Below are 25,352 nucleotides of genomic sequence, written 5' to 3'. Positions count from 1 at the left end.
ATTCTGTGGTGTAAAAGATTTTTAACCTCCTTATACTATATATGCAGATGTAAAATGTAGCCCTTAATCAGGAATGCGCTACCATAAATTTAAATGTTTCCTGCAGTCCTGTCATTAAATTTTAGGTATACCCGCATGAGTACAGAGGCTCTCTTATAGTATAGCCTTGCTCAGCTTCGGTTTCTTTATACAGGTTGATTAACTGACCTATATCATGTTTTCTTGATCATCGGCATGTTACATTGAAGGCATTATTTATAAAATCTTTTAGACTATACTTCGTACTAGTTTTAAGGGCGGCGAATCTATAACTGTTACCGGTTAAGGCAGTTAAACTACTAACATTGAACTCATGCAAACAATAAAGGATAAGAGCTGGCATAGCCTGAGCACTGATAAAGTAAAGGAAGCTTTGGATGTACCTGCAGAAAAGGGCCTTAGTAGTGCTGAAGCTGCAGCAAGACTTGAAAAGTATGGACGTAATGAGTTAACTCCCAGGCAACAACAAAACGCCTTTATCCGCTTTCTGCTGCAGTTTCATCAGCCCCTTATTTATATTCTGTTAGCCGCAACAGTGATTACTATATTTTTAGGGGAGTATCTCGATGCCGTGGTCATATTTGCCGTTGTCTTTATTAATGCTGTTATCGGTTTCATTCAGGAATCTAAAGCACTAAAAGCCATTGATGCCCTGTCTAAAAGTATGGCCTTGCGCGCGCAGGTTGTAAGGGATGGTAAAAAGGCGAACATTGATGCCAGAGAGTTGGTACCCGGTGATATTGTATTGGTGCAATCGGGGGATAAGTTTCCGGCTGACCTGCGCCTGGTACAGCTTAGAGACCTGAAAGTAGACGAATCGGCACTTACAGGAGAATCTGTAGCAGTGGAGAAGGATGCAAAACCCGTACCTGAAGATGTGGTAATTGGCGACCGTTTTTGTCTCGGGTTTAGTTCCACACTGGTAACGTATGGGCAAGGCAGAGGAATTGTAGTAGGAACCGGCGATAATACTGAAGTCGGTAAAATACAGAAGTCCATAGCTGGGGCCGAAGAGCTGCAAACTCCCCTTACTAAAAAGATCAAAAAGTTTAGCCATTTACTTCTTTGGGTGATTCTGGTATTAGCAGCTGTTGTATTTGGAGTTGGCATAATGCGCGGAGAAAGTGCTGCAGAAATGTTTATGGTTGCCGTTGCCCTGGCAGTAGGTACAATACCAGAGGGATTACCTGTTGCTGTTACCATTATGCTCGCCATTGGGGTGTCTAAAATGGCAAAGAGGCGTGCTATAATCAGGAAACTTGTAGCTGTCGAAACGCTGGGCAGCACGAATGTGATTTGCTCTGATAAAACTGGTACGCTCACCGAAAATCAGATGACAGTGCAGGAAGTATACGCCGGCCTTAATACGTATGGTGTATCAGGTTTGGGTTACCGCCCCGAAGGAGAGGTTACAGCAAATGAAGGCAGCGATAATCCTGCTAAAAACAAAGCACTGGATCTTTGTCTGAAAGCCGGTCTGCTCTGTAACGACAGTACCCTGAAGCAGCATGAAGAGCGTTGGGAGATTGAGGGCGATCCTACTGAAGGAGCTTTAGTGGTTGCGACACGCAAAGCAGGTTTTACAGAGGAAGCCCTCGAGCAGGAATACCCCCGCCTGGACAGCATACCTTTTGAATCCGAGTTTCAGTACATGGCTACACTTCATAATACTCCTCGTCAACCTGTTATTTTCATGAAAGGATCTGTGGAGGCTGTCCTGGAACGCTGTACCCACATGCTAAATGCTGACGGTGAACAAGAGCCGATTGATAAGGAGAGAATATCTGATCAGGTAAACCAAATGGGGGGAAAAGGGCTGCGGGTGCTGGCCTTTGCCATGACTGATGCCCCGGAAGACCAGAACGTGATCGAACATGAAAGTGTGAGGTCGGGGCTTTCTTTCTTAGGGCTACAGGGTATGATCGATCCGCCACGTGAGGAAGCCATTAAAGCAGTTAAGCTTTGCCAGCAGGCCGGTATTGATGTAAAAATGATTACCGGCGACCATGCCGTTACGGCATCTACCATTGCCGGGCAGATTGGCCTCAAAGGCAAAACCGAAAATGGCAAACTGGTAGCTATTACAGGGCGTGAACTCCAGTCTTATGACGATAAGGAGCTGGAAGAGATCGCTGAGTCAATGGCGGTGTTTGCCAGGGTGTCTCCGGATCAGAAACTGCGACTGGTAAAATCGTTGCAGGCCAGGAGCCGGATCGTAGCCATGACCGGCGACGGTGTGAATGATGGTCCTGCACTAAAGCAGGCGAACATCGGAATTGCCATGGGAATAACGGGTACCGATGTAGCCAAGGATGCGGCAGATATGGTGCTTACAGACGATAACTTTTCATCCATTGAGGGAGCTGTGGAAGAGGGCAGGGGTGTGTTCGATAACCTGACAAAATTCATTGTCTGGACGCTGCCAACCAACTTGGGAGAGGGGCTGGTTATTTTAGCTGCAGTTGCCCTTGGAACGCAACTACCAGTGCAGCCCGTTCAAATTCTTTGGATCAACATGACTACAGCTGTTTTGCTCGGTCTCATGCTGGCCTTCGAGCCAAAAGAACCGGGCATTATGGACAGGCCTCCACGTCCGGCAGAGGAGCCTATCTTAACGTATCCGCTTGTTATGCGCACACTGTTGGTTGGCACATTGCTTCTTTTAGCAGCCTTTGGGTTGTACATCTACGAGCGCAGGGTATTGGGAGCAAGTGTATCAGAAGCGCAAACAGTTGCAACAACCGTATTCGTATTGCTTGAAGCTGTTTACCTGTTAAACTGCAGGTCTTTAGTAAGGCCTATGCAAGACATCGGCTATTTCTCTAACAAATGGATATACTTTGGGATAGCTGCCATGCTTTTCTTTCAGGCAGTGTTTATCTACGTTCCATTCATGAATTTGCTGTTTCATTCCAGTCCGATTGGGCTGAACTCGTGGGTAAGAATACTAGGAGCAGGCGCCATCCTGTTTGCAATTGTTTCTGTTGAGAAGGCAATACGGTTTAAGTATACTAAAAAGTAGTGTTTGGGTGAAGCCTGATTTTAAGCGGTTAACACCAGTTTTTGAAAGTATAAAATTTTAAAGCCCTGTTTTCGGTTCTTTCAAAAACAGGGCCTTTATTATCTTAAATGTATACTTTAAAAGTCTTTTGTCTTTCGTCAAAAATTCTTTTGTTCGGTTGCTAAAAAGTCATAATGCTGCAGGTGTGGAAGTATGACATTACCACCCTATGCCATAATCCTCGCCGTGGTTACTAGAGCCACCCCATAAACTGCCATGCTTCCAGTCAAAAAAGATGGCATTGATAGGGCCGCTGGTTCGGTCATCAAAACTCAGGATATAACCCATTTTCTTCAACTCGTTTCGTACATTTTCCGGTGTACTGTCGTTCAATAAAATTTGTCCCGGTTTAGGTTTGCGGTCATCTGTTTTCGTTCCGCCGAGTGAAAGCCAGAGCTGGTTTGTATTAAAGTTAGCCGCTTCTGCTGCCTGCTGTACGTTCATGTTAAACTCTACCACGTTCAAAAAGAACTGCAGCAGGTTCTGATCCTGTGTATCGCCGCCCTGCACTGCAAACGATAAGAACGGTTTACCATCTTTTAAAGCCATAGAAGGTGTTAAAGTTACCCTTGGTCTTTTACCAGGCTCCACTACATTAAACGGATTTATACTTTCATCAAGCACAAAGCTTTGCATGCGCTGGCTCATGCCTATGCCTGTATTTCCGGCTATAGTGGCAGGTATCCAACCACCACTTGGCGTAATAGATACTACCCAGCCTTCTTTATCCGCAGCTTCCATGGTGGTGGTTCCCAGCAACAGGTTTTCCTGGTACTCATTTAAAGAGGAGCCATTGCGGATGTCGTGGGTAGGGGCAAAGTTGCGCCTGGTGGTATCCATCTCAAACCCCCGTTTTTTAAGAAGTTTCAGGTAAGGGTTCTTTTTACCTTCAAACGGATAAGGATCGCCGGGACCAATAGCGGGGTTATTTTTATCAAAGCTGATAAGGCCTGCACGTTGCTTGGCATATGCTTTACTTAGTAACCCTTTCATAGGCTCCTGCGGCGCAAAGTATGAATCGCCATAGTAAAAGTCGCGGTCAGCGAATGAGAGGTTCATGGCCTGGTATAGGGTATGAATATACTTTGAGCTGTTGTAGCCCATACTTTTCAGGTCGAAGTTTTCCAGGATATTAAGCGTCTGCAGCATAACAGGGCCTTGCGTCCATTGCTGCAACTTGTAAACATCAACACCCTTGTAGTTTACCATCAAAGGTTCTTCTTCAAGTGGCTTCCAGTTGGCCAGGTCCTGCATCGTTATCAGGCCGCCCTGCTCTTTGGAGCCTCTAACAAACTCTTCTGCTATATCACCCTTGTAAAAACGATCGTAAGCCGCCATAATGGCATCTTTCCGGCTTTTACCTTTTTTGAGGGCTTCTCTTTCAGCTTCCACCAGTTTGGTAAGCGTCTGTAGCAGGTCTTTCTGTACAAAAATTTCACCTGCCTCTGGTGCTTCTCTTTCTTCTCCGGGGTGTGTGAGAAACACTTTTTTGCTGTAAGGCCATTGCTTTATAAGGTCCTTATTCTTTTCGATGCTGTTGGCTGTTTGAGCTTCCATGGGATAGCCGGCTGCCATTTCCATGGCCGGTGCCAGTACCTGCTCCAGGCTGAGTGTGCCATAGTTTGCCAGCATATGCATAAGTGCGCCAGGTGTACCGGGAGTGGTAGCCGCCAATGGACCATACTGTGGCGGGAAGTTGTAGCCCTGGCTTTTAAAGAACTTAGCCGTTGCACCAGTTGGTGCTACACCCATTCCGTTGATAGCAATTACTTTCTTGGTTTTAGGATTGTAGATTAATGCCTGAGTTTCACCTCCCCAGCTTAGAACGTCCCACATAGTACAGGTAGCAGCCAGCATGGTACAGGCTGCATCAACAGCATTACCACCTTTCTGAAAGGTCATGGCACCGGCTGTGGCTGCCAACGGCTTACCGGTAATGGCCACCCAATTCTTGCCATGGATTACCGGCTTTTGTGTCTGCTGGGCCCAGGCTGAAACTGTAGTGGTTAAAAGTATAACTAGTGTTAGGATGTGCTTCATATTAACAGGGTTTATACAAGGATAATTATAGAATCAATAAGTAATTCAAAGAGATACTTCTTACGAAAGACTAATTAAAATGCTGTAGCATCTAAGTGCTGTTTTTGTTTATTTCTTGTTGGTCAGGCGGTTTATGAACAGGGCAGTGCGTTTTACAATGTCCTTTATTGAGTTCAGGTGTACGTACTCTTCCAGGTTATGGGCATTCCCGCCCTGTACTCCCAGGCCATCCAGGCCATCTACATACTGGGCAACAAATGATATATCACCTGCGCCGCGCCTGCCCGGGTCGTAGGGATTTACTTCTCCCTGGCCAAGGCTTATACTTACTTCGTTAAGTTTTTGGAGCAGCGCTATGTTTCCTTCTGTTGGGGGCATGGCAGGATAACCGTCTTTAAATGTAATTTCAGCACTGGTCTGAGGCAGGCTCTCTGCAACAATAGCTTTCATCTTTTCACGGGCTTTAAGTTTCTGCTCCTCCGTCAGGAAGCGCAGGTCGCCTTTTACAATTGCTGTGTTGGCCACCAGGTTGGTTTTACCTGTAACACTGGCCTGAGTACCCGACTCGTCTAATTTTACCTCGGTGCCGCCAACTATCAATCCGGGGTTAAAGGTCAGGTATTCTTCTTGTAGCTCATCATAAAATCTGTTTAATACGCGTGATGCTTCATAAATGGCGCCTGCGCCTGTTCTTTCAGAGAATATGCCTGATGAGTGTGCTTGTCTGCCCTTTACGGTTAGTGTCCAGCTGCTGCTGCCTCTGCGGGCAACGGTAGCATAGTTAAATCCGGTGCCTGTTTCAAACCCAAGTGCAATATCACTTCGTTTTGCTGCTTCCACAATATGCTTACGGCTAATTTCCAGCGGTGCCCCGGGGTTCTCTTCATCCCCGTGAAGTATAACGATTATCTGCCTGTCTTTTAGTTGCCCGGCTTCTTGTAGTGCCTTCAGAGCATAAAGCATCACCATGTTTCCGCCCTTCATATCGTTTGCCCCCGGGCCATAGGCTACACTATCTTTTTGCTGCCAGGTTTGGAACGGACTATCAGGCTCAAATACTGTGTCTATGTGCCCGATCAGCAAAAGCTTCTTACCCTTTTTCCCTTTTATTTCGCCGATCAGGTGCCCGCCGCGGTTCATACTTTCCGGCATATCTACCCAGGTAGTCGTGAAGCCCATTTCGTCGAGCATCTTTTTGTAGGGTATGCCAGCTTCCCGCACGCCAGCAGGATTAAAGGTGCCGCTGTTAATGTTTACTGTTTGCTCCAGAAAGCGGATAGAAGCCGGATGGTTTTCTTCAACATGCTGCAGGATCTGCCACTCTGTTTTTGTTAGTTTCTGACCATAGACAGAATAGCTTGTAAAGCAAAGGCATAACAGCAGGTGCTTATAGAGAGTGTTTATGTGCATATGTAGTATAATTACCAGTAAGTATATGTTTCATGATGTCTAAAACAGGAACTGCCTTACTTCGGGTTTTCTGCTCAGCAGTGCATATTGCTTTGTTAATTTAAAACATGCTCAGGTAACTACCAAAACAGAAAGAGTTAAGGCTTATATGATATTTGGAAAACAATATTTGTTCAGGGATTATTTGTAAGCTCCAGGCAATATTGGTTCATCGGATAAGGTATATTTGTACAAGTATAAAATTATTGCCACCTTTTGGACTTGTTACAACTGCAGTAGCTTTTCAAGAAGCTGCTGATGATTTATATCATCCTAACTAAACCATATATGAGTTCGCCAATCACCCGTGCATCAAAGCTGATGCTTATGGGACTGCTGCCATTCTCTTTTTTCATGCAGAGTTCCCATACTTTATTAGCCCAAACAGCCGAAAAGAAAGCTTCTACTCAAAGTATATCTGTAGATAAGCGATTTGAAAAAGAGCTGCAGGCCATTGCCAAGAAGTCAGCTGTTAAAAAAGCCCTTAAAACGGTAGAAGAGCTGGAGCCTCAAACTATAAAGGACCATGTGCTATTAACCGAAATTCCAGCTCCACCTTTTAAAGAGCAGGCAAGAGGGAAGCAATATGCCGCTATGTTAAAGGCTGCCGGTGCCGATTCTGTTTGGACAGATGAAGTGGGTAATGTGATTGCCAAGCGCAGAGGCCGCACCGGTGCAAAAACTGTTGTGCTGGATGCCCACCTGGACACTGTGTTTCCGGAAGGCACCGTTGTAACTGTAAAGCAACGCGGCGATACGTTGTTTGCCCCAGGTATTATGGATGACACGCGTGGGCTGGCCGTGGTTCTGACCATACTTCGTGCCCTGGAGAAGAATAATATCGAAACCGAATCAGACGTGCTTTTTATCGGTACAGTAGGAGAGGAAGGCTTAGGTGACCTGCGAGGCGTGAAGTACCTGTTCCGTGAGAACGGGCCAAAGATTGATTCTTACATAGCGGTTGATGGCGGAGGTTTAGAGCGTATAACATACATAGGCTTGGGTTCACTACGATACAGGGTAACATTTAAAGGTCCCGGAGGGCACTCTTGGGGTGCTTTTGGTACAGCTAACCCGCATCATGCTTTAGGCAGGGCCATACATTATTTCAATACGGAGGCCGATGCGTTTACAAAAGAAGGAATCCGCACCAGCTATAATGTTGGCATAGTGGGAGGAGGTACCTCTGTAAACTCTATCCCATTCGAGTCGTGGATGGAGGTAGACATGCGATCAGAAAGTCCGAATAGGCTGGAAGGTATTGCCCAGATATTAAAAGCTTCAGTTCAGAAAGCACTTCAGGAAGAAAACCAGTTAAAGCGCCGCGGCCCGTCACTGGATGTAGCAGTAGATTTAATTGGTGAACGCCCATCAGGAGCAACAGACCCTACTTCCCCTCTGGTGCAACGATCGCTGGCGGCAACCAGCTATTTTAATGTGAAGCCAAGTCTAATTACCGGTTCTACGAACTCTAATATACCTATCTCTAAGGGAGTTCCGGCTGTTACAGTGGGTGTAGGTGGTGTTGGCGGCGGCGCGCACTCGCTGGATGAGTGGTGGATCAATGACAAGGGCCATCTATCTATTCAGCGTACTTTACTGCTCTTGTTATCGGAGGCAGATATAGCCAGGTAGCCTTACTTATCAGACAAATATCCTTAAATTGGTCAATCTTTAGGTCATACTTAAAAACTTATGCAATACATACTTAAACGTACTTTACCGGTACTCCTCTTTATTGCGGTTTCCTTCTCCTGCTCAGTAAACAACCAGGTTACGTCATCTACTGAAGTTGAAAAATGGCAGGAGCAGGCAGCGCGTGTAACCATCATACGTGATGATTTTGGCGTGCCCCATGTGTACGGTAAAACAGATGCCGATGCTGTTTTCGGATTGTTATATGCACAGTGCGAGGACGACTTTAACAGGGTGGAGCGCAACTACATGTGGGCCATAGGTCGCCTTGCCGAAGCAGAAGGAGAGGAGATGCTTTACAGTGACCTTCGGGCAAGGTTGTACATGAGCAAAGAAGAAGCCATACAACAATATGAGAGCAGCCCGGCGTGGCTGAAGGAGCTTTGCCAGGCATTTGCTGATGGTATCAACTATTACCTGCACACGCATCCGGAAGTAAAGCCTAAATTGCTGACGCGCTTTGAACCCTGGATGCCCATGTATTTCAGCGAGGGTTCTATTGGCGGTGATATTGAAAGCGTGTCTACCAACAGAATCAAGGCGTTTTACGAAAGCGACAAATCGCTTGGCCTGAATAGCCATGGTAGTGGTCTGGTGCAGCCGGCTATACTTGATGAACCAAAAGGCTCCAACGGCTTTGCCATCTCCGGTAAACTTACCGAGTCTGGTAACGCCATGCTTCTGATCAACCCGCATACTTCTTTCTTTTTCAGAGGCGAAGTACATGCAGTTAGTGAGCAGGGGCTGAATGCCTATGGTGCGGTAACCTGGGGGCAATTTTTTATTTACCAGGGCTTCAACGATAAAATGGGTTGGATGCATACCTCTGCTTATGCCGACGTTATTGATGAGTTTGAAGAAACGATCGTTAAAAAAGACGACAAGTTATTTTACAAGTATGGCGAAGAGTTGCGCCCTGTCGAGACATCAGAGGTAACTTTATCATACAAAGACGGCGAAAACTTAAAGCAGAAGACCTTTACCACTTACCGTACGCACCACGGGCCTATCACGCACAAGAACGGCGATAAATGGGTGGCTACTAATTTGATGTGGAAACCTGTGGATGCGTTGATCCAGTCGTATACCCGCACCAAGAAAGACAACCTGAAAGAGTTTCATCAGATGATGCAGATGCGAACCAACTCTTCCAACGCTACCGTTTACGCCGATGCAGACGGTAATATCGCCTACTACCATGGTAACTTCTTCCCTAAACGCGATACTGCTTTCGACTATACAAAACCAGTTGACGGCAGCAATCCTAAAACTGACTGGCAGGGCCTGCACCCGCTGGAAGAAACTATAACACTTTTAAACCCACAGAATGGATGGATACAGAACTGTAACTCTACGCCTTTTACAGCTGCTGCCGAGTACAGCCCGAAAAAAGAGAACTACCCGGTATACATGGCACCGTCGCCGGAGAATTACAGAGGTGTTCATGCCATCCGCTTGCTAGAAAAAGTGGATAACCTGACCTTGGATAAACTGATTGACCTGGCCTATGATCCGTACCTTCCGGGTTTTGAGGTATTAATTCCGGGACTGGTGAAGGCTTACGATAAGCACAAGCCAAATGACCCGAAACTGAAAGCAGCCATTGATGTAATGCGTAACTGGAACTATGCTGTATCTACAGAATCTGTGGCTATGTCGCTGGCTCATTTTTACGCTACCAACCTGCTTAAAAACGGCAGCGCTCCCAAAGGCCTTAACCTGATGGAACGGTTTGAGTATTATGCTGACAAATCTCCAGAGAAAGAGCGGTTGGATATTTTCAGCCAGACTATTGCCCAGGTAGAAGCAGACTTCGGAAAATGGAATACGCCCTGGGGGGAAATCAACAGGTTTCAGCGTTTAACGGGAGACATTAAACAGCCATTTAACGATGCGAAGCCAAGTATACCGATTGGCATGGCGTCGGGTAACTGGGGTGCACTGGCATCTTACGGTGCAAATACCTACAATACAAAGCGACTTTACGGTACCTCAGGCAACAGCTTTGTAGCCGTAGTGGAATTTGGTGATAAAGTAAAAGCTAAAAGTATGCTCGCCGGTGGCCAGAGCGGAGATCCAGACTCTCCTCATTTCGATGACCAGGCGCAGCGTTATGCTGATGTAAAATTTAAAGATGTAGCCTACTACCGCGAAGATGTAGAGAAGCGTGCAAAATCCACTTATCACCCGGGTGAGAGGGTAAAGAAGTAGGCATTTAAAAGTATAACAGAGCTTTCAGAATCAAAACTGAGAAAGCTATTAGCCGGATCAGTAAATAAATGGTGAGGGACTGAACAAAAATGTTCCGGAGCTAATTAAAGGTGCTTAGACGTGAGTTTAAGCACCTTTTGTTTTAACCGACCCTTATTAAGAAAAGTATAGTAGTGTTGCCTGTTTTGCGTGCTGGTAGTTCTAAAATGAATTTCTTCTCTGGCCTTAGCTTATGGCAGTTTAGTTTATATTTTATCAGTTAATAAAGTTTCAGTCCTTTCTTGTCGTAACTTAAAATCGGAGTGCAAAATAATGTTGTTGTAACATAGGACGTGTTATTTATGACGACTGAAAATCAATGGCTCAAATATTACAACTTACTGGTTGATTTACATATCTTTAGCACCTGCTTTATCAGTTGCCGCTACTTTTGCTCATACAAACTTACAACAGCAAAAAAGCTGCCTGCTCATATTCTCCTCAGGCACTTTTCATTTTTATACTTTTTTTTATTACCCCTTTTAACTTATGCTATATATGTAGCTCTAAGGGGAGAACAGTTTAAAATCTATACTAATTTGAAGAGACTTTTTACCCTTTGCCTTTTAGGTATACTTATACTTCTCAACTTTATTTGTTTACAGGTTTCAGCGCAGAATACCTCTAACAGTGGCACCAATTTCTGGGTGGGCTATACAGGCCATATAGACGGTACTAAATCACAGATGAGTTTATACTTAACATCAAGTGTAAACACTACTGCTACTGTGTCAATACCACAGCTTGGTATATCCACTACCTATACTATAACGGCTAACAATGTTACCGTTGCACCCATTAGCTCATTGGCTTATGTAGGCTCTTCCGAAGTTATCGAAGATAAAGGTATTCAGGTTGTTTCGGAGCATCCTGTTGTGGTATACTCTCATATCTATTCTCAGAACCGTTCCGCCGCCACGCTGGTTCTACCTACAAATACACTGGGGCGGGAGTACTTTGCAACATCGTATACACCAGATGCGAATAACCAGTATGCCGAGTTCATGGTGGTTGCCACCGAAGACAATACACTGGTGGAGATCACGCCCCGCGCGGCAACCCGTTCCGGCAAAGCCGCATTTGTACCCTTTCAGGTAAGCCTTAACAAAGGACAGGTGTACCAGGTACAATCATCTTCAGACCTTACCGGCAGTAAAATAGTATCTGTGAGCAATGGGGGCCAGTCCTGTAAAAAGATCGCTGTTTTCTCGGGCAATACATTTGTGGGCATTGGATGTAGTAATGCAGGAAGCCGTGACAATCTTTACCAGCAGCTTTACCCACTTAGTACATGGGGTACCAACTTTGTAACAGCTCCATTTAAGACAAGACTAGGAGGCGACGTTTTTCGCGTTTTAGGAGGCTTCCCAAATACCACCGTTAGCATAAACGGTGTGAGTCAGGGACTGAATACAGGTGATTTCCTGGAGTTTACCAGTGCCACTGCAAACTACATTACATCAGATAAGCCTGTAACTGTTCTGCAGTACGCCCGCACACAAAACTGCGATAATATAACTGGAGATCCCGAAATGATCATCTTAAACCCAGTGGAGCAAACCCTGGAAGATATTACACTTTACTCTTCACCGTATTACCAGATAACAGGCCACTACATAAACGTGGTGATGAAAACTGAGTTTATCTCTACCTTCCGTCTGGATGGTGCTGCTGTTACTTTCGTCCCGGTAGCGTCAAATCCGGAATACTCTTATGCGCAGGTTACAGTAGGTGCCGGTAACCATCGCCTTACTGCCAAAAGCGGCTTTAACGCCATGGCCTATGGCTTTGGTAATGTAGAGTCGTATGGTTACTCAGCAGGGGCTAACATTAAAAACCTGAATCAGAATATAACCTTTGATGCGCAGACTTACTGTGACGGAGCAACAGTCTCTTTTACCGGTTTTGCGTCTTATGAACCTCAAAGCTGGCTATGGGAGTTCGGGGACGGAAGTACATCTGCGGAGCAAAATCCAAAGTATAGCTATGCGGCACCTGGCACTTATACTGTAAAGCTAACCACCATCAAAAATAACGGAAACGATTGCGATTCAAAGGACGAAACAACCGCTGAGCTTATTGTATACCCTAATCCTGCAGCAGATTTTACCTTTGTATCGGAGTGCCTTAATGGAGCTGTCCTGTTTAAAGATGCGTCTGCAGTAGCAGGAAACAATAGCAAGATAACAGAGTGGTTTTGGGAGTTTGGCGATGGTAGTACATCTGCGGAGCAAAATCCGAGACACGTTTACGCCAACCCGGGAACTTATGATGTAAAGATCATCATAAAAACCAGCGCCGGCTGTACCAACCAAGTAACGAAAAAGGCAGAGATGTTACCGAAACCGGTTTTATCCTTTGAGGCAGCGGCCGTTTGCAACACCTTTACAAGCAGATTTACAGACAAATCTACTTCTGTGGTTCCAATTACGGAATGGGAGTGGAATTTTGGCGACGGTACGATCATGAAAGGTTCTGGAAATACGCAGTACACCTATGCTGATGCTGGTACTTACAATGTTACGCTCACACTTACTTTCGAAGAAGGTTGCCAGAGCTCCGTTACTCAGGCTGTCGTTGTTTACCCAAAGCCCCGGATAAGTATGGAGTTGCCGGGTGTTTGCATAAGCGACGAAGCACAGTTTGTTAACAAGACAACCATCACATCCGGAACATTAAGTTATTTATGGGATTTCGGAGACGGCTTCACTTCTACGTTAGAGCATCCTAAACACAAGTACAAAGCCGAGGGTATTTACAAAGTAAAGCTTATTGCCACTTCTGATAAGGGTTGTACTGATACAGTGGAGATGGATTACCTGGTAAGTGGCGCTAACCCACAGGCTAAATTTTCCACGTCTGGTTCTTGTCAGCGGGATGGTGTTCAGTTTAAGGACGAGTCTTCTATTGCGTTTGGGAAGATCATTAAATGGGAGTGGAATTTTGGCGATGGCACAACCTCTGATGAGCAGCACCCTCTGCATATTTACAAGGAACCAGGAACCTACCAGGTAAGCTTGAAAGCCTATTCTGGCATTATTTGCCATGGTTCATTTAGTAAGACGGTTACTATTCTTGTAAGCCCCACAGCAAGCTTCGAAACAGATAATGTCTGCTTTGGAGAGAAAGCCAGCTTCATGAGCACTTCCTCAGTAAAAACAGGTAGTATCGTGTCGCATAAATGGGATTTCGGTGATGGAAATTCCGCATCAATTGTAAATCCTACCCATACTTATGCTGCTGCCGGCACTTATGATGTTATACTTACAGTTACAACAGATAAAGGCTGTGAGCATAGTTACAAAAAGCAGATAAAAGTATACGCCAAACCTCAGGCGGCATTTTCCCCCATCGTAGGTTGTATTTCTGATGCCGTAGTTTTTCGTGATGAGAGTACAATAGTAAACGGAAGCATTATTGCCTGGTCGTGGAGTTTTGGAAATGGGACTACATCTGACTTGCAGCATCCTTCACATATGTTTGCGATGGTAGGAAATTACCTTGTAAAACTGCAGGTTACCACTGCGGATGGTTGTAAGTCTGAAGTTGAGAAGACCCTGACCATTAAAGCTCTTCCTGTGGCCAATGCAGGCCCTGACCAGAAACCTGTGTGCGGTACTACCAGCACAGGACTGCAGGCAAATGTTCCGGTTAATGGTAGCGGACTCTGGACAATAATAAGCGGAACAGGCGCACAGTTCTCAGATCCTAATAATCCGAAATCTGCCTTTGCAGGTAAAATGGAAGAGACTTACAAACTTCGCTGGACAGTAAGTAATAGCCCTTGCGTAGCAGTATCAGATGATGTGGAGATTAAATTCAGCGCTTATCCGGAGGTAAACGCAGGACAGGACTTGGAGATCATTGAGGGAGAAAGTATAACGCTAAAGGGGAATGGAACAGGAACACTTGAGTGGTCGCCGGCCGTTAGTCTGGACAATGCAAGTATAGCCCGCCCAACTGCATCTCCTGAAAAAAATACTGTTTATATTTTAAAAGCTACCTCAGCTGACGGTTGTGTTCGTACAGACGAGATGACTGTTCGTGTGCTGCAGCGGTTGCAAATACCCAATGGCATTTCTCCTAACGGTGATAATATCAATGATGTATGGCTTATTAAAGGTGTAGAGGATTACCCCGATATTACCATCGACATTTATAACCGATGGGGAGATAAAGTATACAACAGCAGGGGGTACGGCAACCCTTGGGATGGCACCAGAAACGGTGCTCCACTTCCGGATGGGGCCTACTATTATGTGATTGACACGAACAAAGGCAGAAAACCATTTACTGGCTCTATAACGGTATTACGGAAATGATAAAGTTAACTCTACTTTCGCTGCTGCTGCTTCTGAGTCTGACCGCTCTACCGCAGCAGGTTCCACATTTCAGCCAGTACATGCTCAATGGATTTTTGATGAATCCTGCACTGGCTGGCTCCGAAAATTATGGTGAAATTAAGTCTGGGTATCGCAACCAATGGGCCGGAATTGAAGGGGCGCCTGAATCATATTACCTGACTGCTCATCTTCCGTTGGGCAAGAAGAACCTCAGCACTACGGCTACATCGATTCCGGGCAGGGGGCGTTTTGGTAACAGAGCTCTTTTATCTAATTCAGCTAAAAAGGAAACGGTTCAGGCAAAGCCTCACCATGGAGCAGGAATTACTGCCATAACGGATAAGGCTGGAGCTTTAAAACGCACTGACTTTGGTTTTACCTATGCGTATCATTTGCCGCTTAACAAAGAACTGAGAATGTCTGCCGGGGTATCTGGTGGCATATCAGTTTATAGAGTTAATGAGGGTGGCCTGCGTCTTACTGATCCGAATGACCCTACCTTTATAGGGGGCAACTATAACCGCATTAAACCTAATATTACGGCAGGTGTGCAGTTGTATTCCCGTCGTTTCTTTGTAGGCACATCAAGTACTCAGATTTTACAGGACGAATTAACTACCCGGTTCAGCGAGGAAGAAAGCAACGATGCGAGCACACGGGTGCATCATTACTTAATGGGCGGCTATAAGGTAAAATTAGCTCCGAGGTTCTCGGTACTCCCCTCAGTGCTCTTAAAGTATGCCAGTCCTTCTCCAACGTCTATAGATGCTAACCTGAAGCTACTTTATAATGAAAAGGTTTGGGTTGGTGGTTCTTACAGGCAAAACAATGCTTATGTTATACTTGGCGGACTTAATGTAAACAATTTGCTGCAGGTAGGTTATGCTTACGATGTGGCAACCTCAGGTATAGGAAGAATGGGAGGCGGAGCCCATGAAGTAGTACTTGGTATACTTGTAAGTAACCGTGGCAAGATTTTCAGCCCCTCAGACTTCTGGTAACACCTTTTAGGCTGTACCTGAACTGATATTCTCACGCTGCTGACAGTTAACCTGCGTAAAAAGTAATTAGTACATAAAAAGAGAGGAAACTGTGTGATACATGTACTATAATTAACATTTGCCTGCCGCGTTTTCTCAATTATTTGCTTAACTTAAAGAATAAGTTCGTTTAAAGTATGTTATGCTAGTAGAGAGCAACAAATAAGAAAGGAGTATAGAATGGCACAGCAGATCTGGAAGTACGTTTGGGTAACTTTAATTATAGTAATCGCTTTGCAGCTTTGCAGTCAGCAACAGGCGCAACTTGAAACAATTAAGCTGGATGCTGCCAATGAAAGTAATACAGCCAGGAAAGTGTTTAGCCCACCATCGTTGCCGGCAACGATGACCTTTGCCGGTGAAGCAGTGCCACTGGAGGTTCCCGATGTAGCCGAGCGCCTTGACCGTGAATTGCTTGTCAACTCTTATTTACATGCCACTACTTTACTTGGCCTTAAACGAATGCAACGGTATGTGCCCGAGATCAGGGCAATGCTGATCCAAAATGATATTCCTGAAGACTTTGTATACCTGGCCTTAGCCGAAAGTTTGTTCGGGCATGTAACTTCACCGGCTGGGGCAGCCGGTTTTTGGCAACTGATGCCGGATACTGCCCGAGGCTATGGCTTGCTTGTGAACGGGGAAGTTGACGAACGCTTTCATGTACAGAAGTCCACGATTGCAGCTACCCGTTATCTGAAAACCGCAAAGAAAAAATTTGGCACCTGGACCAATGCAGCCGCCTCTTATAACCGTGGCATGGGCGGCCTGGATCGTGCCCTGGAGCAGCAGAAGGTAGATTCTTTCTACGACCTTTATTTGAACGATGAAACTTCACGTTACATTTTCAGGATACTGGCCCTTAAGGAAGTGCTTGGCAACCCCAAAAAGTATGGTTTTGAGTTAGCAAAGGAGCAGGGGTACCAACCTTTAACCACACGCCCTGTTAAGGTAACTGCCTCTATACCTGATTTGCCGGCCTATGCTTTAGAGCAGGGCACCACCTATAAAACTTTACGCTTATACAACCCCTGGATCAAAAGCTATAAACTGACAGTGTCTCAGGGAAAAGAGTTTGTACTTGAACTACCAAACTAACCAACCCGTTTATCCGGGTATGAAATTCTGAAGTACAGGTATTATCGGGCTAACTACTAATAACTAAAAACCAACAACCAACCCGCACATGTCTATTGGTCCTAAACTTGAGAAACTGCTAAGCAAAACATTCGCTCCGCAGGAAAGATATGATTCCAAATTTATGGGTTATGATATCAGCTATGTTACAAATGAATTAGGAGAGCCTGTAACGCTTTTTATAGGTAAGCGCCGTGAGGATGGTAACATTGCTGGTGAGCGCTATGTGCGTAAAATTGTCCGGAACCCTGGCAGCGATGAAATTTTAAAAAGCCACTGGGACCTGAAAGGGAAAGTGTCAAGGGGATAAAGTATAAAAATCGAGATGCTCGAACGCCAGGTTTACCGGATGCCAAAGGCTGGCTCTATCAACAATCTTATACTTCAGACAGAAACATTAGACTCACCTGAGCCCGATGAAGTATGCGTTAAAGTAGTAGCTATAGGCCTGAACTTTGCAGATATTTTTGCCATGCAGGGCCTCTACAGTGCCACTCCGGAAGGTTCGTTTATTCCCGGGTTGGAGTTCTCCGGCGAGATTATAGCAGTTGGCAGTAATGTAACAGAGTGGAAAGCCGGCGATAAGGTAATGGGAGTTACAAAGTTTGGCGGTTACGCTTCTCATATCAATATCCATCACCGCTATGTAATACCTTTACCTCAAAAGTGGACCTACGAAGAAGGGGCCGGTTTTCTGGTGCAGGGCCTTACAGCCTATTATGCGCTTGTAGAGTTGGGTAACCTGCAACGCGGTATGACGGTGCTCATCCATAGCGCGGCAGGAGGAGTAGGCATTCTGGCCAACCGTATCTGCAAAAAGTATGACGCCTATACTATAGGTACCGTGGGGCAGGCTGGTAAAGTGGATTTCCTGCGTAATGAAGAGTTATATGACAATGTAATACTGCGGGGAAAAGACTTTAGTGCAAAATTGGAGCATGCGCTGGCAAACCGCCCGCTAAACCTGATCATGGAGTGTATTGGCGGTAAGATACTCGAGCAGGGCTGGAAAACAATGGCCCCTATGGGGCGGATGGTGGTGTATGGCAACGCCAGTTTTACGAGTCACGGTGCCAGGCCTAATTACCCTCGCCTTATCTGGAAGTTTCTTCGGCGGCCCAAAATAGATCCTCTTCGCCTGCCCACCGAAAACAAGTCTCTCATGGGTTTTAACCTGATACACCTTTACGGGCAGACGGATATGATGCACCAGCTGCTCGGTGAACTGCTGGCACTGCAATTAAAGCCACAGCATATAGGTCATGTATATAATTTTAAAGAAATGCATGAAGCGATACGCCAGTTCCAGCAGGGTAAAACAGTAGGCAAAGTGGTGGTAAAGCTTAACGTATAATATTAGGCTTACTCCAAACTATACTTGTTAAGTATGGCCGTATGTTGCATAATGTTAATACTTCCGGTTATACTTTTGGTGGAGCATCATCTCTGCCCTGGAAACCCAACCGTTCTGCGCGCTTTTCCCATCGTTCACGGGCCCATTTCTGCAGGTCCTCCACAGCGTCAAACTCGTCCGTGATTTCCAGCCCCAGCAACGTTTCAATAATGTCTTCCATGGTCACTAGGCCAGCCGTTCCGCCATACTCGTCTACCACCAGTGCGATGTGTTCTTTCGTGTCCATAAGGCGAGTAAACAGTTTTGGCACCGGAGTTCCCATGTGCACTACCTGTATAGGTCGTTTGATCTCGGCTAATGATAGACCGCCCTGTTCTTCAATGATGCGGTGCAGTATTTCATCCTTTAGCACATAGCCGGTGATATGGTCTATAGAGTCATCAAACACGGGAATCCTGGAGAAGCGCATATTGGTTGAGTTGTCGTAAAACTCCCGTATATACTGCTTCTCAGGTGCCGCCTTAATCACAGTGCGTGGTGTCATGATATGGCTTGTCAGGATGGCATTAAAGCGCAGTACGTTGTTTATCACCCGCGACTCGTCTTTGTGCAGTACACCTTCTTTGGTTCCGATCTCTGCCATGGCAGTAAAATCGGCACGGCTAAGCACACTTTTGTTCTTGTCCTGCTTTAAACGCTTTGTAATGAACTGTGAGAAAAGTATAATGGGGTAAAGAGGAGAGTAGATAAGAATTTTGAGTGTGCGAACTGTAAACGGCGTAAGCGCTTTCCAGTAGTTTGCCCCAAGTGTTTTAGGTATGATCTCCGTGAAGATCAGGATCACAATAGTAAGGACTACAGACACAATTGTCAGCGCGTCATCTCCCCATAAAATCTGGGCCTGCGCACCCACACCAGCTGCACCTATTGTGTGGGCAAATGTATTGAGGGTAAGTATAGCCGCCAGGGGCCTGTCGATGTTGTCTTTAAAATTTTGCAGGTCTTTGCCTAGTGACGGACTCTCTTTGCTGATGATGTTTGCGTGCGAGGGAGTAATACTTAAAAGTGATGCCTCGAGCAAGGAACACAGAAAAGAAAAAATTAAAGCAATTGCAAGGTAAAGTATAAGTAAGCCCATGTGATGCTATTTGTTATGGAGAAAGTTTGCCCTGAAATGAAAGTATAATTGAAATCATAAACTGCTTCATCTACTACTGAGCAGCCTGGAAACATAGTGGATTATAAGTGCAATACCACAGATGATGCTAATGGCTGCATACAAGCCGGATCAGAAATATCTCCTGATGAGGCGTGAATCTTTAGGGTAAAATGGTCAATTATGGGAAGGAAACGGTAAAGCCTCCCGGGATATATATCTTTCATAGTTTTATGTTAACATTATAGTTTGATGCTTCCATCGGGAAAAGCATCTATTAACAACAGTACCTTTATTTAAGGTAACATGTTTCATATACCGGGGCGGGTGCGCTATTACCTATAAGAGGATTTTACTTTTTAAAAGAGTATATTGGAAAGTGGCTGTCTTGCTAATAGGTTAAGTTTTATACGTTTTTAGTAATAGACTTGTCATACTTTCCTAATTCTATCAAACCAGAAGTATAAATCAAATCCAATTTGGTAGCAGATGCTTAAACGAGAAATCACAAGATGGGACCTTGTCCTGTTGCTGATCAACAGTACCATTGGTGCCGGTATATTCGGATTGCCTTCTAAAATTTATACTTTATCTGGCGTGTACAGTTTGCCTGCGCTGTTTATATGTGCCATTATCGTTTTTGTGCTGGTGCTTAACTTTGCAGAGGTAGCCAGCAGGTTTTCCAAAACTGGAGGGCCTTACCTTTATACTTTAGCAGCTTTCGGAAAAGTGCCGGCATTTATTATCGGGTGGCTGATCCTTATCACAAGAGTATCAACTTATGCAGCCTTAATTAATTTACTTGTTACTTACCTTAGTTTTTTTAGTCCGGACCTGCAGGAGGAGTATAAAAGGATTGGTATGATGATAGGTATCACCCTGGTTTTAACATGGGTAAATTACCTGGGTGTGCGTAACTCTACTATCCTGAATAACACACTGGCCATAGCTAAGATAGTACCGCTGCTAATCTTTGTTATAGCTGGTGTTTTTTTTATAAACTTTGATCTGATTGACCTACAGCAGCCACCTCCCGCTCTTTCCGATTTTTCATCATCTGTATTGGTTTTGATCTTTGCTTTTACCGGTTTTGAGGCAGTACTTGTAAATACCGGTGAGGTACAGCAGCCTGGCAAGAATATTCCATTTGCCCTGATCTCATCCATTTTCTTCGTGGCGGTTTTTTATACCCTCATTCAGTTTGTAAGTATAGGTACGCTCCCGGGGCTTGCTTCCTCAGATAAACCCATCACAGATGCAGCCCGGTTATTTATGGGTCCGGTTGGTGCTACCTTAATAACATTTGGTGCGATAGTATCGATAAGTGGCACCTTAAATGCGGTTATGTTGATAGGCTCCAGGGTACCTTTTGCTTTAAGCGAGGAAAATCAGTTGCCCCGGTTTCTATCAAAACTGCACAACTGCTATTCTACTCCTGTTTATTCCCTGCTTATTTTTGCGGCCATTTCACTTTTTGCGTCAATAAGCGGATCGTTTATTTATGCTGTTTCTATCAGTGTTATTAGCAAAATATTGATCTTTATGGTGGTATGTATGGCCATGATCAGACTAAGGAAAAAGGACACAGCCAAAGTCGCCTATTTTAAGCTTCCATATGGATACTTTTTTGCAATAGCGGGTATTCTTGCTTCTGTCTGGTTACTTTCTAGTTCCAGGTCAACAGAACTTTTGGATGTGTTTATAACAATGGCTATCGGTATGTTGCTGTTAGGAGCGTTTAAGCTGGCACAACGTAAAATTAAAATCTAGCTTGAGCCCTGAACTAGATTTTATACTTTAAAATTAACTCCTGCTGATCTTACTTATCGGCTCTATAGCGGATTAAAATTTACTATTATTCTTTTAGAGGCTGTTTTGAATTTATTCGTTTGGCCTTTTAACATTTAGAAAAGAGCGCCCCAGCAGACCGCTCTACTCTCAGGAATTGATTAGTTAATTGTAACGGTTGTTTGCTGTAGAGCGTTTATGCCCTGCGTAAAAATTACAGTATCGGTATAGAAAAAGCCCTTCTGTTTAAAACAAAAGGGCTTTTTATTTTATACATCTTCCCAAAATGCTGGGATGGAGCAGTTTACACTTGCTACTTTTCGTTAGCCTCCAACCAGTTTCCGGCATTCACGAAAGCTTCCATCCATGGCGATACTTCATCGTGTCTGCCTTTCGGATAGTGCGCCCATTGCCACTGCAGGAGTGAACGCTCAATGTGCGGCATCATTACTAAATGGCGGCCTGTTTCGTCGCAGATCATAGCGGTGTTATAGTCAGAACCATTCGGGCATGCAGGGTAGTCTTCGTAGCCATACTTGCCAACAATCTGGTACTTATCTTCTAAGTGTGGCAGGCAGAAACGACCTTCTCCGTGCGATACCCACACACCCAACGTACTGCCGGCCAGGCTGGAAAGCATTACTGACTTGTTTTCCCGTATAATCAAGGAGGTAAAGATACTTTCGTGCTTCTGGCTAACGTTGTGCAGCATTTTCGCCTGCTGTTCATGCCCCTTTGTGATGAGGCCTAACTCCACAAACAGCTGACAACCGTTACAGATACCTACCGATAAAGTGTCTTCGCGGTTAAAGAAGTTCTCGAGGGCTGTTTTAGCTTTCTCGTTATACATAAAGGCACCCGCCCAACCTTTAGCAGAGCCAAGAACATCTGAGTTAGAGAAACCACCCACAGCACCAATAAAGCGGATATCTTCCAGCGTCTCTCTTCCGGAGATCAGGTCCGTCATGTGCACGTCCTTCACATCAAAGCCTGCCAGGTACATAGCATTCGCCATCTCACGCTCAGAGTTACTACCTTTCTCACGGATAATAGCTGCCTTTATTCGTGGCCTCGAGTTGTCTATAACTGGCTTTTTTCCGTTAAATCCTTCCGGAAACTTATACTTCAGTTCCTGCTTTTTGTAGTTGTCGAAACGCTCTTTTGCACTAACCGGTCCGCTTTGCTTGATGTCCAGCAGGTACGAAGTTTTAAACCAGGTATCGCGTAGCTGCGCAACATCGAAGCTGTATGCGTCTTTACCGTTTTTCAGTTCTAATGTTGCAGAAGAGGTGCTGTTGCCTATTTTATGAAAAGGAACATTGTTAGCCGTCAGGGTTTCTTCAACATCTGCTGACGCCTGGAATACAACGCCTATGTTTTCAGCAAACAGAACTTTTATACTATCCGCTTCGCCCAGAGATGTTAGGTCAATGTTAGCTCCCAGGTTGTTATCGGCAAAGCACATCTCCAGGAGGGTCGTAATCAAACCGCCACTGCCAATATCATGGCCTGCTTCTATCTTACCTTCTTTAATTAAGTCTTGCAGCGTGTTGAAGGTAGTCTTGAACAGCGCAGCATCGGTAATGTCAGGAGTTTCATTTCCGATTTTATTGATGATCTGCGCAAAAGACGAACCGCCTAATTTGTAAGTATCATTCGACAGGTTGATGTAATAGATATTTCCACCATCGCGCTGTAATACTGGCTCTACTACCTGGCGCACATTGCTGCAATTTCCTGCTGCTGAAATGATAACCGTTCCAGGTGCTATAACGTCCTCGTCTTTATACTTCTGCTTCATCGAAAGCGAGTCTTTACCAGTCGGGATGTTGATGCCCAGGGCAATAGCAAACTCCGAGCAGGCTTCCACTGCTTTGTATAAACGTGCGTCTTCCCCTTCGTTCTTGGAAGCCCACATCCAGTTGGCAGAAAGCGAAACGCTCTTCAAGCCATCTTTCATAGGAGCCCAGACAATGTTCGACAAAGACTCGCCAATGGCATTGCGGCTACCGGCTGCCGGATCAATTAGAGCCGAGATAGGTGCATGACCAATAGAAGTAGCAACACCCTCTTTGCCCTGGAAGTCGAGCGCCATTACACCGCAGTTGTTTAAAGGCAATTGCAGGGGACCAGCACACTGCTGTTTCGCCACACGGCCACCCACGCAACGGTCCACTTTATTTGTCAGCCAGTCTTTACAGGCTACGGCTTCTAATTGCAACAGCTGCTCCAGGTAAGTATGAAGCTGGTTTTTATCGTACGTTACATCCTGGTAATTTCTGGCAACAGACTTGTCGTTCATCACCACTTTAGGAGAACTTCCGAACATGTCGCTTAGCTCCAGGTCCATTGGCTTTGCACCTGTTGAAGCTGACTCAAAAGTAAAGCGATGATCTCCGGTAACATCACCCACTGTATACATTGGAGCACGTTCGCGGTCCGCTATTTTTTGCAGGGTAGCAATATCATCTTCGCCAATCACTAAGCCCATTCGCTCCTGCGATTCGTTGCCGATGATTTCTTTAGCAGATAGGGTAGGGTCGCCTATAGGGAGTTTATCCAGGTCAATTTTACCGCCTGTTTCTTCTACTAACTCCGAAAGGCAGTTTAAGTGACCGCCGGCACCATGGTCGTGGATCGAAACAATGGCATTGTGCTCGCTTTCCACCATGCCACGGATAGCGTTAGCAGCGCGTTTCTGCATCTCCGGGTTAGAGCGCTGGATGGCATTTAATTCAATACCAGTTCCGTGCTCGCCGGTGTCGGCAGATGATACCGCAGCACCGCCCATACCGATGCGGTAGTTTTCACCGCCAAGTATAACAATCTTGTCACCTGTTTTCGGGTGCTGTTTCTGTGCCTGGCTTGCTTTGCCGTAGCCAACGCCACCAGCCAGCATAATTACCTTATCGTAGCCCAGTTTTCTTGGAGATTCAACGGCATCTGCTTTTTCGTCGTGCTCGAACGTTAAAACCGACCCTGTGATCAAAGGCTGTCCGAATTTGTTACCGAAATCAGTAGCACCGTTCGATGCTTTGATCAGGATATCCATTGGCGTTTGGTACAGCCAGTTTCTTTCCTGTGTAGCCTTTTCCCAAGGGCGGTCTTTTTCCAGGCGCGAAAGTGCAGTCATGTAAACAGCTGTTCCGGCAAGCGGAAGTGCTCCCTGTCCACCAGCCAGTCTGTCCCTGATCTCACCACCAGAGCCGGTTGCTGCACCGTTGAATGGCTCTACTGTAGTAGGGAAGTTGTGTGTCTCTGCTTTGATGGAAATAACGGACTCGAAGTCGCTTACCTGGTAAAAGTCAGGAACATCGGCACGTTTTGGTGCAAACTGCTGCACCACAGGGCCCTTCACAAAGGCAACGTTGTCTTTGTAAGCCGAAACAATATCGTTCGGATTGGCTTCAGATGTTTTGCGAATCAGTTTGAACAGCGAAACCGGTTTCTCCTCACCATCGATCACAAATTTGCCATTGAAAATTTTATGACGGCAGTGCTCCGAGTTCACCTGCGAAAACCCGAATACTTCGGAGTCAGTCAGCGGCCTGCCTACTCTTTCAGAAAGCTGGTTCAGGTACTCAACTTCTTCCTCGCTAAGCGACAGTCCTTCCTGTTTGTTGTAAGCTGCAATATCAGTAACCGGCTGCACAGGCTCCGGCTGAATATGGATATCATAAATATCCTGATCCAAGCCCTTATACTTTTGAGAAAGCATCGGGTCAAAGTCAGTGAAATTTTCTGCTACTATCTTAAACTCTTCTATCCGGATAATCCCTTCAATGCCCATGTTCTGGGTGATTTCTACGGCATTGGTACTCCATGGGGTGATCATGGCAGCACGAGGACCAACAAAAAAGCCACTCAGCGCAGTTTCCTGTTTTAGAGTGGCGTTGCCGAATAACCATTCAAGCTTTTGAATGTCGGTAGAGGTCAGTTTTCCCTCGCTTTGCAGGGCGTAAACCGTATCTGGTTGATTAAAAAAGAAGTGAAGCATGCT

The 25,352-nt window shown here is 45.4% G+C and carries 13 protein-coding genes; 9 read left to right on the top strand and 4 right to left on the bottom strand.

The window, feature by feature from the left end; all coding sequences use genetic code 11:
• Positions 1-352 precede the first annotated feature (352 nt).
• Positions 353-3,061, top strand: coding sequence for a cation-transporting P-type ATPase (locus tag K0O23_RS16745; RefSeq protein WP_219878600.1), 2,709 nt, complete (start codon positions 353-355; stop codon positions 3,059-3,061).
• Between the two features lie 198 nt (positions 3,062-3,259).
• Here the strand turns inward: K0O23_RS16745 and K0O23_RS16740 are convergent, their stop codons facing one another.
• The gene (locus tag K0O23_RS16740) at positions 3,260-5,140 is read right to left on the bottom strand and encodes a gamma-glutamyltransferase family protein (protein WP_219878599.1); all 1,881 of its coding nucleotides are present in this window, start codon (positions 5,138-5,140) and stop codon (positions 3,260-3,262) included.
• A 108-nt stretch (positions 5,141-5,248) separates the two neighbouring features.
• Positions 5,249-6,550 (bottom strand): M20/M25/M40 family metallo-hydrolase, encoded by a 1,302-nt coding sequence (locus K0O23_RS16735; RefSeq protein ID WP_219878598.1) that lies wholly within the window; start codon positions 6,548-6,550, stop codon positions 5,249-5,251.
• Between the two features lie 327 nt (positions 6,551-6,877).
• On the opposite strand from K0O23_RS16735, the gene K0O23_RS16730 reads away from it, so the two are divergent.
• From K0O23_RS16730 to K0O23_RS16700, 7 genes are all read left to right on the top strand, one after another.
• Complete coding sequence (locus tag K0O23_RS16730; RefSeq protein ID WP_246597172.1) at positions 6,878-8,224, top strand: M20/M25/M40 family metallo-hydrolase; 1,347 nt, start codon at positions 6,878-6,880, stop codon at positions 8,222-8,224.
• 60 nt (positions 8,225-8,284) lie between these two features.
• On the top strand, positions 8,285-10,495 hold the full coding sequence (locus tag K0O23_RS16725; RefSeq protein WP_219878597.1) for an acylase: 2,211 nt from the start codon (positions 8,285-8,287) through the stop codon (positions 10,493-10,495).
• A 578-nt stretch (positions 10,496-11,073) separates the two neighbouring features.
• Positions 11,074-14,856, top strand: coding sequence for a PKD domain-containing protein (locus tag K0O23_RS20420; RefSeq protein WP_219878596.1), 3,783 nt, complete (start codon positions 11,074-11,076; stop codon positions 14,854-14,856).
• Positions 14,853-15,878 carry a PorP/SprF family type IX secretion system membrane protein gene (locus K0O23_RS16715; RefSeq protein WP_219878595.1) on the top strand — a complete coding sequence of 342 codons (1,026 nt, stop codon included), beginning with the start codon at positions 14,853-14,855 and terminating at the stop codon, positions 15,876-15,878. The genes K0O23_RS20420 and K0O23_RS16715 overlap by 4 nt, the downstream gene beginning before the upstream one ends.
• 219 nt (positions 15,879-16,097) lie before the next feature.
• Positions 16,098-17,015 carry a lytic transglycosylase domain-containing protein gene (locus K0O23_RS16710; RefSeq protein WP_219878594.1) on the top strand — a complete coding sequence of 306 codons (918 nt, stop codon included), beginning with the start codon at positions 16,098-16,100 and terminating at the stop codon, positions 17,013-17,015.
• Between the two features lie 88 nt (positions 17,016-17,103).
• Positions 17,104-17,364, top strand: coding sequence for a hypothetical protein (locus K0O23_RS16705; protein ID WP_219878593.1), 261 nt, complete (start codon positions 17,104-17,106; stop codon positions 17,362-17,364).
• A 15-nt stretch (positions 17,365-17,379) separates the two neighbouring features.
• Positions 17,380-18,408, top strand: a complete 1,029-nt coding sequence (locus K0O23_RS16700; protein ID WP_219878592.1) for an alcohol dehydrogenase catalytic domain-containing protein — start codon at positions 17,380-17,382, stop codon at positions 18,406-18,408.
• 67 nt (positions 18,409-18,475) lie between these two features.
• Here the strand turns inward: K0O23_RS16700 and K0O23_RS16695 are convergent, their stop codons facing one another.
• Positions 18,476-19,546, bottom strand: a complete 1,071-nt coding sequence (locus K0O23_RS16695) for a CNNM domain-containing protein (RefSeq protein ID WP_219878591.1) — start codon at positions 19,544-19,546, stop codon at positions 18,476-18,478.
• Positions 19,547-20,053: 507 nt separating this feature from the next.
• Here K0O23_RS16695 and K0O23_RS16690 point away from each other — a divergent pair.
• A complete protein-coding gene (locus K0O23_RS16690) occupies positions 20,054-21,334 on the top strand; it encodes an APC family permease (protein ID WP_219878590.1) in 1,281 nt (426 codons plus the stop codon).
• A gap of 331 nt (positions 21,335-21,665) precedes the next feature.
• Here K0O23_RS16690 and purL read toward each other — a convergent pair whose 3' ends face one another.
• Entirely contained in the window at positions 21,666-25,349 is a 3,684-nt protein-coding gene (gene purL, locus K0O23_RS16685) for a phosphoribosylformylglycinamidine synthase (protein ID WP_219878589.1), read from the bottom strand.
• Positions 25,350-25,352: the final 3 nt, after the last annotated feature.

Origin of the sequence: Pontibacter aydingkolensis (assembly GCF_019443125.1) — a bacterium.
GTDB lineage: Bacteria > Bacteroidota > Bacteroidia > Cytophagales > Hymenobacteraceae > Pontibacter > Pontibacter aydingkolensis.
Note: the sequence above shows the minus strand (reverse complement) of the source record. Positions and strands in the feature narration are given on the sequence as shown.